12 protein-coding genes and 1 riboswitch are annotated in these 13,796 nt (G+C 38.7%); of the genes, 3 read left to right on the forward strand and 9 right to left on the reverse strand.

Annotated features, from left to right (window positions below; translation table 11 throughout):
* Nucleotides 1-62: 62 nt before the first annotated feature.
* From IWB18_RS06370 to IWB18_RS06390, 6 genes are all read right to left on the reverse strand, one after another.
* Nucleotides 63-800, reverse strand: coding sequence for an amino acid ABC transporter ATP-binding protein (locus tag IWB18_RS06370; RefSeq protein WP_195682786.1), 738 nt, complete (start codon nt 798-800; stop codon nt 63-65).
* Complete coding sequence (locus IWB18_RS12475; protein WP_225877785.1) at nt 797-1,459, reverse strand: amino acid ABC transporter permease; 663 nt, start codon at nt 1,457-1,459, stop codon at nt 797-799. The genes IWB18_RS06370 and IWB18_RS12475 overlap by 4 nt, the downstream gene beginning before the upstream one ends.
* A 12-nt stretch (nt 1,460-1,471) precedes the next feature.
* Nucleotides 1,472-2,236, reverse strand: a complete 765-nt coding sequence (locus IWB18_RS12480; protein WP_225877786.1) for a transporter substrate-binding domain-containing protein — start codon at nt 2,234-2,236, stop codon at nt 1,472-1,474.
* 129 nt (nt 2,237-2,365) lie between these two features.
* Nucleotides 2,366-3,130: an ABC transporter permease gene (locus IWB18_RS06380; RefSeq protein WP_207740765.1), complete on the reverse strand. Its 765-nt coding sequence runs from the start codon at nt 3,128-3,130 to the stop codon at nt 2,366-2,368.
* Nucleotides 3,108-3,845, reverse strand: coding sequence for an ABC transporter ATP-binding protein (locus tag IWB18_RS06385; protein ID WP_195682787.1), 738 nt, complete (start codon nt 3,843-3,845; stop codon nt 3,108-3,110). The genes IWB18_RS06380 and IWB18_RS06385 overlap by 23 nt, the downstream gene beginning before the upstream one ends.
* Complete coding sequence (locus tag IWB18_RS06390) at nt 3,838-4,761, reverse strand: ABC transporter substrate-binding protein (protein ID WP_195682788.1); 924 nt, start codon at nt 4,759-4,761, stop codon at nt 3,838-3,840. Before IWB18_RS06390 ends, IWB18_RS06385 begins: the two co-directional genes overlap by 8 nt.
* Nucleotides 4,762-4,885: 124 nt before the next feature.
* Between IWB18_RS06390 and IWB18_RS06395 the strand changes: the two genes are divergently transcribed.
* Nucleotides 4,886-5,782 carry a prenyltransferase gene (locus IWB18_RS06395; protein ID WP_195682789.1) on the forward strand — a complete coding sequence of 299 codons (897 nt, stop codon included), beginning with the start codon at nt 4,886-4,888 and terminating at the stop codon, nt 5,780-5,782.
* A gap of 43 nt (nt 5,783-5,825) precedes the next feature.
* Here IWB18_RS06395 and IWB18_RS06400 read toward each other — a convergent pair whose 3' ends face one another.
* On the reverse strand, nt 5,826-6,509 hold the full coding sequence (locus IWB18_RS06400) for a DUF1287 domain-containing protein (protein WP_195682790.1): 684 nt from the start codon (nt 6,507-6,509) through the stop codon (nt 5,826-5,828).
* Between the two features lie 146 nt (nt 6,510-6,655).
* A riboswitch (Fluoride riboswitch) is annotated at nt 6,656-6,729 on the forward strand.
* Nucleotides 6,730-6,774: 45 nt separating this feature from the next.
* Between IWB18_RS06400 and IWB18_RS06405 the strand changes: the two genes are divergently transcribed.
* A complete protein-coding gene (locus IWB18_RS06405; protein ID WP_195682791.1) occupies nt 6,775-7,944 on the forward strand; it encodes a cation:proton antiporter in 1,170 nt (389 codons plus the stop codon).
* An 11-nt stretch (nt 7,945-7,955) separates the two neighbouring features.
* Here IWB18_RS06405 and IWB18_RS06410 read toward each other — a convergent pair whose 3' ends face one another.
* Nucleotides 7,956-10,730, reverse strand: coding sequence for an AAA family ATPase (locus tag IWB18_RS06410; protein ID WP_195682792.1), 2,775 nt, complete (start codon nt 10,728-10,730; stop codon nt 7,956-7,958).
* Nucleotides 10,727-11,860 (reverse strand): exonuclease SbcCD subunit D, encoded by a 1,134-nt coding sequence (locus IWB18_RS06415; protein ID WP_195682793.1) that lies wholly within the window; start codon nt 11,858-11,860, stop codon nt 10,727-10,729. The genes IWB18_RS06410 and IWB18_RS06415 overlap by 4 nt, the downstream gene beginning before the upstream one ends.
* 333 nt (nt 11,861-12,193) lie before the next feature.
* On the opposite strand from IWB18_RS06415, the gene IWB18_RS06420 reads away from it, so the two are divergent.
* On the forward strand, nt 12,194-13,735 hold the full coding sequence (locus tag IWB18_RS06420) for an FAD-dependent oxidoreductase (RefSeq protein WP_195682794.1): 1,542 nt from the start codon (nt 12,194-12,196) through the stop codon (nt 13,733-13,735).
* The last annotated feature ends 61 nt before the right edge of the window (nt 13,736-13,796 follow it).

Below are 13,796 nucleotides of genomic sequence, written 5' to 3' on the forward strand. Positions count from 1 at the left end.
ATTTAACAAATTTAAAAATAGCCCGTCACCAGACAAATTTAATCTGATGTGACGGGCATATTCTATGTTGTCAGTACTTTATTCAAAAATTCTGATGTTCTAGGATTTTTGGGATTTGTAAACATTTCTTCCGGGACTGCTTCTTCCATGATGATCCCTTCATCCATAAAAATAACTCTATCAGCCGCATCTCGGGCAAAACCCATTTCATGGGTTACCACAACCATGGTCATGCCCATGGATGCCAATTCCTTCATTACAGCCAATACCTCACCCACCATTTCAGGATCTAATGCAGATGTAGGTTCGTCAAAAAGCATTATATCGGGTTCCATCGCCAAAGCTCTCGCTATTGCGACACGCTGTTGTTGTCCACCTGATAACTGTCTCGGCATTACATCCGCTTTTTCGGACAAGCCAACCCGATCCAAAAGTTCCAAGGCTTTTTCCTCTGCCTCTTTTTTGTTTTTGATTTTCAATTCCAAAGGTGCCATCATTATGTTCTGCTTTGCGCTAAGATGTGGAAACAGATTGAACTGCTGAAACACCATCCCAATATGGCGTCTAATCTTGTTGATGTCCGTTCCCGGTGCAGTGATCGTTTCACCGTCTACAACGATTTCCCCGTCAGTAGGCTCTTCCAAACGATTCAAACATCGCAAAAATGTCGACTTCCCGGAACCACTGGGGCCTATGACACAAATTACTTCACCCTTGTTTATTTCAATATCTATTCCTTTGAGCACTTCCAGTTTCCCAAAGTACTTGTGCAAGTTTTTTACTACGATCTGGGCCGTCATATCCGCACCTTCCTTTCAACCACTTTGCTAATTTGAGTCAGCGCAGTGATCACCACCAGGTAAAACAAAGCAACCCAGGTATAAGTGGCAAAGGATTCCATGGTTCGACCCACGTAGATTCTCGCTTGATAAATTACTTCTCCAAATCCAATTACGGAAATGATCGAAGAATCCTTCAATGTGATAATAAACTGGTTCACAAGGGATGGCAAACAGATACGCAAAGCTTGCGGCAATATTACTTTTCTCATAGCCTGTCCTTGCGATAGGCCGAGGCTTCTGGCTGCTTCCATTTGTCCTTTTTCGACTGCATTAATGGCGCCACGGAAGATTTCCGACATATAGGCACCTGCATTCAATGTCAATGAAATAAGCGCTGCATCAAATGCGGTAAGCCTGACATTGTATCCCATAAATTGCAGGAGTTGCGGTATTGCAAAGTATATGTACATAACCTGCACCAACATGGGTGTTCCTCTGATCAGCCATACATACGCCTTGGTTATGAAACGCAAGGGGGTTTTAGACAACCCCATAAGAGCTGCTACCATACCCAATACCAATGCAATTGCCAATGCAATAACGGTCACCTGAACGGCGACTCCCATTCCTTTTATTAACAGTGGTCCTACTTCTGAATAAACTTTGCCTAAATTCATACGATTCCTCTTTTACTCTGCTGAGATATATTTATCGATAATCTCCTGGTATTTTCCATTGGATTTGATATTTTCCAGTCCATCATTAAACATTTCCAGCAGTTCTGTATTTTCTCCCTTCATTACGGCAAAACCGTAAGAAGAACCTTTTTCCATATCAGTTACCATTTTCAATCCATTGCCTTGAGTTATTCCATAACCCATTACTGGATAGTCTTCAAAACAAGCTGCACTGTTTCCCGTCTTGACATCTTCATACATTAAAGGCGAATCTTCAAAATAAGTAAGTTCAAATCCGTATTCATCTGCGATGCTCTCGGCAAAAGTTGCACCCTCAGTACCTACTTTTACGGCAACTGATTTGCCCTCCAAGTCTTCGTAACCGGATATATCGGAATTTGAAGCGCTCACAGCCATTACCACACCTGAATCGTAATATGGCTCTGAAAAGTCATACTTCTTTTTTCTATCATCATTGATGCTCATACCTGCTATGACCGCATCTGTTTGATTAGATTCCAGTGCAGCTACTGCGGCACTGAATCCCAAAGGATTAAGCTCGTATTTAAAACCCTGATCCTCTGCGATGGCAGCAAGCAACTCGATGTCTATGCCTACATAATTTCCTGAGCTGTCTTGAAACTCAAATGGAGCAAATGTTGTGTCCGTAGCAATATTGTATACTTTGTCCTCACCATTATCGGTTCCTCCGGAACACCCGGCAAAAATCACTAATGCCGAAATTAAAATTAAAATTAAAATCATTTTTTTCTTCATATCTTTTCCCCCTTTTAAATTATGAAATTTGTTCTATTGATTCATTATACATTAATCAAAATAAAATATGAACTATTTCCGCCCAATTTAATCAACAACGCTGATATTTTGAAAAATAAATCATTCTTACTACTCTTGTCTTCCTTGTTGCACCCACTTGCAGACTATATTCTCGATGAGGTCTATTATCAAGAATATGACAAATCCAGCCAAACTCAAAGCCAATATCCCACTAAACATTTCCTTGTAATTTACCATGGCCCATTGATTCATAATAAAATAACCTATCCCATATGTTGTTGCAAAATTTTCTGCAAAAAATAGTACAGATACTGCTGCACCCAGGCTGATCCTTGCCGTGGTAATTATTTTTGGCAATATTGCCGGGATTACAAGGTGCAAGTACATTTGCGGTTTTGTCAATCCCAAGGATTTTACTGAATACGTCAACTCCCTGGGTATTTCCTTCACTCCGTCTCTGGCTGCCATGGTGAATTGAAAGATTATTATAATCACGATCAACAAAATTTTTGGAAGATCCCCGAGACCAAACAAAATCATCAAAATCGGTAGAAAAGCTATTTTGGGAATTGGATAAAGAAGATATACAAGCGGCGAAATCATGCTGTCCGCCTTTGGACTAATACCGGTCCAAATTCCTATCATGCTACCTAAAACAATAGATATGCCCAAAGCTAAAAATACCCTTCCCATGCTCGCACCAAGGTGAAGACTCAGTTTTTGCGGAAATATTTCAACGAAATTTACAATCGTCTCGTAAGGTGAAGGGATAGCTGCCGTTTTAACAGATATATGAAGCAGGTACCAAAAAATCAAAACGAAGATAAAACTGTACAATGTCTTGGTTAGTTTAAAACTTTTCATTATCTTCATCTAACACCTTTCTCACTTCGAGACACATTTGATAAAACTCAATCCTGGTTCTAAGGTTTTCAAGCTCAAAGCAAGGATTATGTATTGTTTTGCTGATTTCTCCGCTATTCATTACCACAATTTTCTGTCCTAAAAAAACAGCTTCTTCAATATTGTGGGTGACAAATACCAAGGTCATTTTATTTTTCTTGTAAATGTCCAAAATCAAATCTTGGATTTGTTCTTTCGTAATGGCATCCAAAGCTGAAGATGCTTCATCCATTAGCAATAAATCCGGCTTTAAAACCAAAGAACGAGCAATTGCCACCCGTTGTTTCTGGCCTCCGCTCAATTCATCAGGATACTTCTTTGAAAACTCACCAATCCCTAGGATATCCAGCGTAGATCCAACCCTTTCACGAATTTCGGTCTTGCTCACACTTCTTGTTTTCAAAGGAAATGCCAGATTGTTCCAAACAGTCTTCCAAGGCAACAACCCGTAATTTTGAAGTATCAAACCAGTGTTTGGTCTAATGTGGCTCAATTCACTTCCGTTTATTTCAATTCTACCGCTCGATGTTTTTAAAATCCCGGCCAATGCGTAAAGCAATGTAGTTTTCCCACACCCTGACGGCCCTATTATAGCGCATGTAGAATTTCTTTCAACATTTAACGACAGACCCGCTAAAGCTGTTTCGCTGCCATATTTAACATCGATATTTCGTACGTTAATCATTTACAAATCTACTCTCCACAAGTTCTTCATATTCCATATCAAGTGTTTTGCCAATTACGGTTTCATTCCATTCCATGATTCCTTTTAAAAATTCTTCACTAGGCACTCTTGCTTTGTTGTATTCGGGCATCAATATGCTGTCTTTGATATCCGGATTTAATTCTAATGTTTGTATCAAAACATCTCTCGCTGCCGAATCATCTTCATTGATGACTTCAACCGCCTTGTTGTATGCCTGATGAAATAGTTTCAACTCTTCTTCTTTTTCGCTTATTGCTGTTCCAGTAAAGACCATGACATCGGGTGAAAACTCATCATCATTTTCTATCAAATCTTTTTTCAGCCCATTCAATTCACCTTGTGATGCCATGGGTTCAGGGATCACTGCCATATCCAGATTGCCAGTGGCCACCATCTCCAATCTCGCAGGGATTTCATTTATATACACTTTTTCAACTTGGTAGTCTTTCAGGCTCTTGTCTGTCAGGTAGTTTGACACACTGATTTCCATCATTCCAACTTTTACGTCTTTGCTCCCATCGTAATCTTTATTGATCAAAAAAGGAAACGCACCGTCCGTACTTGTAGTGACCTTGATGTCAAATCCATTTTCAACGTTGTTTACCAAAGCTATCACGTCTGTCATGGCACCATCCAGTTCCCCACTTTGCAACGCACTTTGCCTGTTCATTGCATTTGTGTATATCTGCACCTCTACGTCCAATCCAAGTTCATCAAAATATCCGTTCTGATCAGCTAAAAATATGGGTGCCGAATCCACTGCGGGCATCACACCTATCTTCAGTTGAAGTTTCTCATCGTCCTGGGACTGTTCTCCAGTATCATTTTTACATCCTGCAAAAGATAGCAACATGGCTATTGTGATTAAAATAGCGATTTTTTTTAAAATTTTCATTAAATATCCTCCTCGATGTTGTAAAATATATGATGTCGGAAAAAAACCATTGATTTTTAACCTTCAGTTTATTATATAGGTACGTTTTTTTTAAATCAATGAAATATTTATCAAGGAGGTTTACATGAACGTCAGTTTTACAATTAAAGTATTTAAAGACTTATGGGTGGCATTGAGGCCGTTATCCCTGACTTTGTCCGTATCTTCAACTACATTGGGGATTATAATGGCTCATAGGGCGGGTTATGTTTTTTCAGGTGATAAATCCGTGGATATCATCAAGATAGTGCTTATTACAATAGCCGGCATGGCGGTTCTTGGTTCAGCAAATCTTGTAAATGATTTCTATGAAGGTTCATTCAAATACCACAGACCCGGTGAAAAAACCTACAAGTTTTTAAAATACGACAGGACTGCTTTTGATATGCTTGTTTTCGCATTCAGCATGCTTTGCATTCTGATAACCGCAGTCATCGGTATTGTTTTGATTAGAATGAGCACCCCGAAATTGATGCTGATAGGTTTGGTCGGTATCATTGGTGCATACGCATATACAGGAGAACCCTTCGTCTATAAGCGAAAAGGTTTCGGTGCCATATTATCCCTAATTTTGGTGGGATCTTTGATGGTACTGGGAAGTTACATGGTGTTTAGCGAACATTTCTCATGGGAGCCGATAATTTATACACTGCCAGCAGGTTTAATGATCCCTCTTATGATGATGTCAAACGAAATTCGGGATTATTATAGAGACAAACAGCTCGGCATCAAGACTTTTACAGTCATTTTCGGCAGAAATACTGGAAAAATTGTCTACGCAGCCATAATTTTGGCATCCTATTTTCTAACTTGCATATTTGTATACTTTGGAAAACTACCTTTGGCATCATTGTCAGTCCTCATAACCATACCCGTTGCGGTAAAAGCATACAAGACAGTTTCGCACGAGACTAGTGGCATCAGGATAACCAACTGGCTGCACATTTCCTTTAATCTGTTGACAATCATATCTCTCTTATAATTAAAAGCCACTTCAAACCTGATAATACGGTTTAAGTGGCTTCTTATTTGAATCTGAAGTGTCCTGAAATAGTCTTGATAGTATCTTCTCGAGTCAAAATATCTTCCTCGGCAGGATCACCACCGTTGTGAATTATATACGCCACTCCTTCTTCATTTCTTTTATCGGATACGATCCCTATGTGAGTGTCTCTGAATGTAACTATATCTCCCGGTTGCCACTCTTTGATTTCATATGGATCAAGGGTGAGTGATGTGGTATTACGCTGAAAATAAACCATTAAATTAGGCACTCTTCTGAAATCAATATTGGGGTCCGGTTTTCCTGATATCCTGTAATACTCATTCAAGTTTTCTTCTATATCTTTATCGACCATTTCTTTTAAATCATAACCGGCATTTTTAAATGCTCTCCAGATCACATCTGTACATACTCCTTCGTCATCTGGTGGGTAACCACCTTCATAATAAGTACTAATATATTCAGGGTCATTTTTTATGTCTTCTCTAGCGCCCAGCATTATATCCGAATAATCGTCAATTCCATTCTCATTTTTATCATTTTGACTTTTAAGCGTTTCTATTCCAAAATCCTTGGCTCTATAATATCCTCGGTCCAGTATATCAAGATTGCCTAGAAAAAAAGTGGAAAATGAGATAATTACTGCTATTATGATCAATCTTGATTTTTTGATCTTTATTCTTTTATTTCTTTTCCTGGCACTCATATAAAACCCTCCCTGCGAGACACCAAAGATTGTATACCAAGTCTATTAAAAATTGCTTAACATTTAATTAGCATTCAATGATTTTGGAGATTTATATTCAATCTGATTTGATTTCCATTGCAAATATAAATCTTTTGTGATATTTTATAAATATTGGGAATGAAGTTCTCCCATGGCTAAGCCAAAACCGCTTGTAAAAGCTGATGACTTCTGCGATTAATTTTATTGCAGATCGTCAGCTTATTTTTTATTCTAGGAGGAAATTATGCTTCTCAGTATTTCATTGATGATGATCCTCGGGTTTTCCCTGGGTGGTGTTTTAAACAAATTCAGATTGCCTCCTCTACTGGGCATGATGATTGCCGGAATCATACTTGGACCGTATGCAATGGATATGATTTCAGATGACATACTTAACATTTCCACAGAGTTACGAGAAATCGCTCTGATAGTTATTCTTATCCGTGCTGGTCTGTCTTTGGATATCAACGATCTCAAAAAAGTTGGAAGACCTGCATTTCTTATGTGTTTTGTTCCAGCACTGTTTGAATTGACTTTGACAACATTTCTTGCGCCTGTGATTTTTAATATTTCCTATCTGGAAGCTGCCATAATGGGAAGTGTGCTTGCGGCAGTCTCACCTGCCGTGGTGGTTCCTCGAATGATAGAAATGATTGGAAATGGAAAAGGCTCTTCAAAAAAAATACCTCAACTTATAATGGCGGGAGCTTCAGTTGATGATATTTTTGTCATTATTTTATTTGCTTCTTTTTTGGGTATGTACACCGGATCCGGATTCGATGGTCTAAATTTGTTGAAAGTGCCCTTGTCAGTAATTCTTGGTCTTGCTACTGGAATCGTCACCGGGCTGATCTTAGTTAAATTATTCAAAACAATTCATACCCGCGATACAATAAAAGTATTGATAATCCTCAGTATTTCATTTCTATTAGTTTCGCTTGAAGATTATATTGCCGCTGTTGTTCCTTTTTCGGGTCTGCTGGCAGTAATGGCTCTGGGAGGAACGATTTTGGAATCCTATCAAGTCTTAGCTGTACGCTTGATGGGTAAATTCTCAAAAATTTGGGTTGCATCTGAAATTCTTTTATTCGTTCTCGTAGGCGCAGCCATTGACATCAGATATGTGCCACTTGCAGGGGTTTCCGCTCTTATCCTGATTATTTGTGCGTTGATATTTAGAATCGCAGGAGTGTTCACCAGCTTGGTAAATACCAACTTGAATTTTAAGGAAAAGTTGTTTTGTGCAATTGCTTATACACCAAAAGCCACCGTACAGGCGGCAATTGGTTCGATTCCGTTGTCTGCCGGTGTAGCCTCCGGCAATACAATCCTCACAGTAGCTGTTCTGGCGATTATGATTACCGCCCCATTGGGAGCTGTTGGAATCGATAGACTTCAAAATAAATTGCTTTGACCTTATTGATTTCAAGATTCTATCCTTATCCTGCTTCCGCTGGTTCTATCTTTGGTTACAATAATTTGTCTATCGATTCGATCTTTGAGTTCAGCTACATGAGATATTATTCCCACCAACCTGTTGCCTTCAGTAAGATTATGCAACGCTTTGATAGCCTGATCCAGTGACTCTTCATCCAAGGATCCAAAACCTTCGTCAACAAACATGGAGTCAAGTTGTATCCCCCCGGCCGAAGATTGAATCTCATCAGACAATCCCAAGGCCAGGGATAATGACGCTTTGAATGATTCCCCCCCGGAGAGTGTTTTGACACTTCTTTCTGTTCCGTTATAGTGATCGATCACATCCAATTCCAACCCACTCTGACTTCTTTGATTTTCCGCTTCTTTTTTTCTAGTCAACTCATACTGGCCTGCAGTCATTGTCATTAGCCTTGAATTTGCTCTATCAATTATTCTGTCAAAATAGGTCATTTGCACATAGGTTTCCAACATGATTTTATCTTTTCCGCTTATATTTCCATTTGCGGTATTAGATAAAGCCTTGACCCATGTCCATTTTTTCTCAACTTCAACCATAAATTCTTTTTGATTTTTTATGTTGTCGAAGATTTCTTTATTGGTTGCTAACCTTAAAGTCAGCACCTCTTTTTTTGATTCGGATTTATCCATTTTCATTTTCAAATTTTCCAAGTCCTTGAACAAATCTTCCAAGTTCAATTCTTCATGATCCATCAACTCATTTTTCAAAGTAATTATCTTAGTTTTATTTTCCTCGTATGTCTTTTGAGCTTGCTCGTAAGTTTTCCTTGCTTCGTCTATTTTTTTCTGTAAAAGTGATTTCTCTGATCTTAGTTTATCAATCTTTTCAGCTGCCTGCAGCTTGCTGTCAAATTCCAGTTTTTCTTTTAATCCGGCAATATGATCGATCAAATTTTTAAGTCTTTCTTCCTTCCCGGCAAGATATACATTCGCTTTGCTTATCGATTCAGTAACTTCGTTCAATTTTTTTTCATATTTGGGAAGTTCGATCTCCAACTTTCCTTTTTTTGAAGTATTTAAAGTTGCTTCTTCGTATTCCCGCTTTTGCAACTGAATTATTTGTTCTAATTCCTGGATTTTATTTGTAAGCCTGTCTTCAATCTCTTCAAATTCACATTCCCCAAATAATTCCTTGCTTTTCTCGGTTATTATTTCTCTGGACTTGGCCCATTTCCCTTTTTCACTGCCTGCATGGGCGCTTAAATCAGTAGCTTTCTTTTCTATTTTACTGATTTTTTCTTTGATGTTTTCAAGTTCATCTTTAGTCGGGGCGTCTTTCATCAACTTAGCCGGATGAGGATGCTCGATCGATCCACAAACCGGGCATTTTTCGCCTTCAATCAAAGTTTCAGCAAGTATTCCAGCCTGTTGATTTAAAAAATCTCTTTGTTTTAAATCATATAAATTTCTAAGATGAATAAATTCATCGTATATTTCGCTGTAGTTCTTTTGCGCCTTGGCATATTTTTCTTCCAAGTCATGATGATGATGTATCGAGTTGCTCAATTCCATATACACCTTTAAAATGTTCTCGGTTTCTGTTAATCTTTTTTCCATTGATGCTTTTTTTTCTTCACAGCCTTTTAACCCCAAAATTTCATTTCTATATTTTTCAACATTTTTTTTGAGACCTTGATGTATATTCTGAAAGTTTTCTCTTTTCAACTTGCCCGACTGGATTTCTTTATCTATCTCAGAGCTGGACTTTTTTAAGATTTCCAGTTCATCATAACTGTTTAGTTTTTGATTTTCAATTTCGATATTTACGGCCAGCAACTCGATTTTGGGAAGGTTCCTGCTTTCAGCTTCATATTCATCTTTCAACAAATTCAATTTGGGTCCTAAACTTGCGACTATCGATTCTGCGGTTTCAAGACTTTTCTTCGTTTTGGATGCTGACTCCATTTTGCCAATCTTTACATTCAGTTTGTTGATGGAATTACTTAATTCCGTGATATTCTGCTTTGATTCGTTCAAAAGTCTTTCGTCCTGAGAAATTATCTTTTCCAGAAGTTCCAAGGTGTCTTCTATCAGACCCAAATTTTTGCCATCTTTTATTTTTCTCAGCTCAATGTTAAGCACATCGTCCGGATCACATATTATGCCTTTCACATATTGTTGGATACTTTTTTCAACATCTTCATATTTTCTTCTGAGATTTCCTGATTCTTCTTTCAACATGTCTTGAAGCTTTAAAAATGGTTTTGTATTGAATATTTCTCTAAAGATCCTGCTTCGTTCTTCTGTTTTTGCTAATATCAATTTTAGAAAATCACCTTGAGCTATCATTGCAATCTGTGTAAACTGGCTTCTGTCCAAACCTATTAGATCCACAATGGCTTTTGTAACTTCCCGAGTTTTTGTAACCGGCTGTCTTCCATCGGGATAATTAAGCGTAGCTTCCGCCTTTTGACTGGTAAAACCATCTCCTGAATTTTTAGGCCGCTCGTATTCAGGGTTTCTTCTCACTTTATAAATTTTTCCTTGATATAAAAACTCCATTTCAACATATGTGGGTGTTGAATCTTTGGCATATTTACTTCTGAACATTCCGGCTTCTCGGTTGTCACCACTGGCCTCCCCATAAAGAGCAAAAGTGATCGCGTCAAAAATCGTCGTCTTTCCTGCGCCGGTATCTCCTGTTATGAGATAAAGTCCTCTATTGCCCAAATTTTTCAAATTTACTTCCGTTTTTTCTGCATAAGGTCCAAATGCGCTCACAATCAGATTCAGTGGTTTCATCTTTCGACCTCCCAAACTTTTTCAATCATATCCGATGCTAAATTTTCCTGTTCTTTTGTCATGGGAGTGTTATTTTGCAACTCATAAAGTTCCTTCAACATATCCAAAGGTGTCTTTTTTTCAATGTTTTCAGTCCCATCGATCTGCTTGTTTTCCCTGGTCCTTTTATTGTCATACTCGATGCTCATGATATTGGGGTAAATGGAACGTAATTTGCCTATTGCATCCTGTATGTCGTCATCATCCGTTAAAGTAATATGAATATAATCCTCGACATTCGTATTGATGTAATTTTCTCTCGAAGTTACTTCCATGTACGATCCCTTGATTTTGCGCATGTCTCTTTTGGGTATCAGGTCAACGGTAAAATATGACAAGTCTCCTTTTCCCCCGATTTCAACGATAGTGGCGGATTTTTTGTGATTCACCTCAGAAAAAGAGTACTTGAGCGGCGTTCCGCAATATCTTACATTGATACCCATATCCTGAGGACTATGGATGTGCCCCAAAGCCGCATAGTCAAAGCTTTTGAATATCGTTGCTTCCACATTGTCAATGCCTCCAACGGAAATATCCTCCGACTCGCACCGGGTTGCACCGGTAACAAATTGATGTGCTATAAGTACATTTCTTTTATTTTCGTCAACTTCCATCTTCTTTACTGCAACTTTTACGGCATCGTTGTATGATTCAACATTTTCGTCCGGATAAATTTTTCTTATATATGCAGGTTTGATAAACGGGAGCAGATAGAAGTTTAATTCTCCAAAACTGTCAACCATCCTTATAGATTCGACCCTGCCGCTGAAAACCGGTGATAAAAATATACCTTTACTGTCAAGAAGCCTTGATCCAAAGGCCATCCTCTCTGCTGAATCGTGGTTGCCGCTAATGATAAACACCGGAATATTTCTATGAGACAACCTGGTTATGAAATCATCAAAAAGTTGTATGGCCTCAGCCGGTGGTACCGCCTTGTCGTATATATCTCCGGCAATCATAACTCCTTCAACTTCTTTTTCATCTATTATGTTGATTATTTTAGTCAATATATATTCCTGGTCCTCAATCATGGAAAACTCGTTTATTCTCTTGCCCAAATGAAGGTCCGACAAATGAATCAGTCGCATATCCAACCTCTTTTCATATTTTCGTATTTTTGATCCAATCAAATTTAATTATAACCTTTCACAGTTACGGAAATCAAACCTCAAAACAATTATGATAAATAAGCCCCACTCTCATCTGATTAACGCCACATTGATTTATTGTGTAAATTTTATCACTCATCATTTGTTAAAATTCAACTTTATATATGCTTTCGTCATTTCGAACAAGATTTAAACCAATTTTCGGCAATATTGATATATATTATTGTCAGATTTATCTATATAATTCGTTTAAATGAACGATAGTTAATTAATTAATTATCAATTTTTGAATTAGGAAGGGGATATCAGTCAATGGAGAAAAAAGGAGTTAGCCGTAGAGATTTTATTAAAGGCGCTGCTGTAGGAACTATCGGAGTTGCCACAATGGGAATTTTCGGAGCTTGTTCGCAAGAAGGTTCCGGCAACACCACAAAAGACATCAAATGGGATAAAGAGACAGAGGTACTCGTAGTTGGGGCAGGTGGAACAGGTGTCGCAGCTGCTGCTCAAGCATCTATCGACGGTGCAGCAGTATTGATACTCGAAAAGGCCGGTATTGCAGGTGGAACTACCAACTATTCAGGCGGTGTAATGCAGGCTGCAGGAACAGAATTTCAAAAGAACCTGACAAGTTTCAAGAACGATACAGCAGAAAATCACTTTCAATTGTGGTTAAGGGCAGGAGAAGGTTTAGTCGATGAAGAACTTGTAAAAGATTTGGCTTACGGTGCCGCTGATCATATTTCCTGGTTGTCAGGACTTGGTTTGAACTTTACAAGTGTTTACGGACATTGCAACATACCATACGTCGATAAAAACTTATTTGCCGACAGAATACACGTCTACGAAGGTGGGGGCGGCCATGGCGGAGGCGTTCCATTGGTACAAGCCATGCTTAATACAGCTTTGGACAAAGGTGCGGTCATCGAATACGAAACCGAAGTTACTGATTTGATAGCGAATGATGATGGAGAAGTAATCGGGGTTGTTGCAAACCAAGGTGGAAAAGCCCTCAATATAAAAGCTAAAAAAGGTGTAATATTGGCAGCAGCAGGCGTAGACAACAACAAGGAAATGGCTAAAGAATTAGCTCCTCAGCAATATTGGTCTTTGAATAATGGAGTTCCGTTGTGTGCCGAGACAGATACCGGTGATGGAATAAGGATGGCAATGGAGATCGGTGCTGCAGTCTGCGGATTTGGTGGAACAATAGATTTCTGTGGTAAAACAGGTGCGGCCACTGACAATAGAGTACCCATGTTCCCATCATTCATAGTCAACAAACAAGGAAGAAGATTTGTAAGTGAAGATGCTACATATGCATTCCATTACAGAGCTATTTTCCAACAAGAAAGTCAATTTGGAGCACCCACTTATATGATCTTCGGAGAAAGCAGTCTTTCAGATGAATTCGCAAGATGGACAACTGAAAGCCTAGAAAAAGATATCGCAGACGGTGTGGTCATAAAAGGTGCAACTATTGAAGAACTTGCACAAAAGATTGATGTTGATGCCGTAAACCTTGCTGCAACCCTTTCGACTTGGAACTCAGATGCCAATAGCGGTTCTGATAACCAATTTGATCGTGAAACTGGAATCAAGCCAATTTCTGGTCCGTTTTACGCATATAAAAACGTTGCATTCAATCTGGGAGCCATCGGTGGTGTCAAAATCAATACAGATGCACAGGCAATCGATACAGACGGCGAAATCATTCCAAGACTATATGCAGGTGGATTAAATGCTGGTGGATGGCTGGGTCCATATTATCCAGGTTCCGGTACAGCTATAATAGGAACAGTACATTGGGGCAGAAAAGCAGGTGCCCATGCCGCAAAGCTGACTTCTCTTTAATTTAAATTCAAGCTGGAACACCTTATGGGTTTCAGCTTGAAATCCAGCATTTTGAAGTTAA

Source organism: Alkalibacter mobilis (assembly GCF_015594845.1).
Lineage (GTDB): Bacteria > Bacillota > Clostridia > Eubacteriales > Alkalibacteraceae > Alkalibacter > Alkalibacter mobilis.

What these genes read in the sequence shown, in the direction of transcription:
- IWB18_RS06370 (WP_195682786.1), bottom strand. Translation starts at nt 800, where the DNA reads ATGACGGCCCAGATCGTAGTAAAAAACTTGCACAAGTACTTTGGGAAA.
- IWB18_RS12475 (WP_225877785.1), bottom strand. Translation starts at nt 1,459, where the DNA reads ATGAATTTAGGCAAAGTTTATTCAGAAGTAGGACCACTGTTAATAAAA.
- IWB18_RS12480 (WP_225877786.1), bottom strand. Translation starts at nt 2,236, where the DNA reads ATGAAGAAAAAAATGATTTTAATTTTAATTTTAATTTCGGCATTAGTG.
- IWB18_RS06380 (WP_207740765.1), bottom strand. Translation starts at nt 3,130, where the DNA reads ATGAAGATAATGAAAAGTTTTAAACTAACCAAGACATTGTACAGTTTT.
- IWB18_RS06385 (WP_195682787.1), bottom strand. Translation starts at nt 3,845, where the DNA reads ATGATTAACGTACGAAATATCGATGTTAAATATGGCAGCGAAACAGCT.
- IWB18_RS06390 (WP_195682788.1), bottom strand. Translation starts at nt 4,761, where the DNA reads ATGAAAATTTTAAAAAAAATCGCTATTTTAATCACAATAGCCATGTTG.
- IWB18_RS06395 (WP_195682789.1), top strand. Translation starts at nt 4,886, where the DNA reads ATGAACGTCAGTTTTACAATTAAAGTATTTAAAGACTTATGGGTGGCA.
- IWB18_RS06400 (WP_195682790.1), bottom strand. Translation starts at nt 6,509, where the DNA reads ATGAGTGCCAGGAAAAGAAATAAAAGAATAAAGATCAAAAAATCAAGA.
- IWB18_RS06405 (WP_195682791.1), top strand. Translation starts at nt 6,775, where the DNA reads ATGCTTCTCAGTATTTCATTGATGATGATCCTCGGGTTTTCCCTGGGT.
- IWB18_RS06410 (WP_195682792.1), bottom strand. Translation starts at nt 10,730, where the DNA reads ATGAAACCACTGAATCTGATTGTGAGCGCATTTGGACCTTATGCAGAA.
- IWB18_RS06415 (WP_195682793.1), bottom strand. Translation starts at nt 11,860, where the DNA reads ATGCGACTGATTCATTTGTCGGACCTTCATTTGGGCAAGAGAATAAAC.
- IWB18_RS06420 (WP_195682794.1), top strand. Translation starts at nt 12,194, where the DNA reads ATGGAGAAAAAAGGAGTTAGCCGTAGAGATTTTATTAAAGGCGCTGCT.